Origin of the sequence: Methylosinus sp. KRF6, assembly GCF_018887255.1 — a bacterium.
In the GTDB taxonomy this organism is placed as follows: Bacteria; Pseudomonadota; Alphaproteobacteria; order Rhizobiales; family Beijerinckiaceae; genus Methylosinus; species Methylosinus sporium.
This window is the reverse complement of the sequence record NZ_JAHLJF010000047.1, coordinates 1-964: the sequence shown is the minus strand read 5'-3', so window position 1 is coordinate 964 and position 964 is coordinate 1. Positions and strand designations below refer to the sequence as shown.

Sequence of the window (964 nt, the reverse complement as noted above, 5' to 3'; positions counted from 1 at the left end):
GGATGACCAAACGCGCGCTGTTGACGGGCATTACCGGACAGGACGGAGCCTATCTCGCACAGCTTCTGCTCGGCAAAGGCTATGAAGTCTATGGCGTGATCCGCCGCTCCTCGCATCGCGGCGTCGAGGATCATCGGCTGCGCTGGCTCGGCGTCGCAAATGACGTGCAGCTGCTCGACGGCGACCTCGGCGATCTCTCCAGCCTGCTGCGCATCGTGCAGGAAGTGAAGCCCGACGAAATCTACAATCTCGCCGCGCAATCCTTCGTCGCCTCCTCCTGGCGCCAGCCCATTCTCACCGCCAATATCACCGCCGTCGCCGTCGCCAACATGCTCGAGGCGATGCGCATCGGCGCCCCCGGCGCGCGCTTCTATCAGGCCTCCTCCTCCGAAATGTACGGCCTCATTCAGGAGCCCATGCAGAGCGAGAAGACGCCCTTCTATCCGCGCTCGCCTTACGCCGTCGCCAAGCTCTACGGCCATTGGATCACGGTCAATTACCGCGAGAGCTTCGGCCTGCACGCCTCCTCGGGCATTCTCTTCAATCACGAGAGCCCGCTGCGCGGCATAGAATTCGTCACCCGCAAGGTGACCGACGGCGTGGCGCGCATAAAGCTCGGCCTCGCCAAAGAGCTGCGCCTCGGCAATATAGACGCCAAGCGCGACTGGGGCCATGCGCGCGATTATGTGCGGGCCATGTGGCTGATGCTGCAGCAGGAGACGCCGGACGATTATGTGGTGGCGACGGGCGTCACCACCACTGTGCGCGACATGTGCCGCATCGCTTTCGCCCATGCCGGCCTCGACATGGAGGCGCATGTGGTGATCGATCCGAAATTCTACCGCCCGGCGGAGGTCGACATTCTGCTCGGCGACTCGAGCAAGGCGCGCGCGGCGCTGGGCTGGGCGCCCGAGACATCGCTCGATCAGCTCATCCGCGAAATGGTCGACGCCGATCTCGAGCG

At 64.1% G+C, this 964-nt stretch carries 1 protein-coding gene; it reads left to right on the top strand.

All coding sequences use genetic code 11. The annotated features are described in order from the left end of the window. Positions 1 to 2 precede the first annotated feature (2 nt). Positions 3 to 964: GDP-mannose 4,6-dehydratase (gene gmd / locus KP010_RS22455; RefSeq protein ID WP_216281942.1), on the top strand; the 962-nt coding region annotated here is incomplete at its 3' end.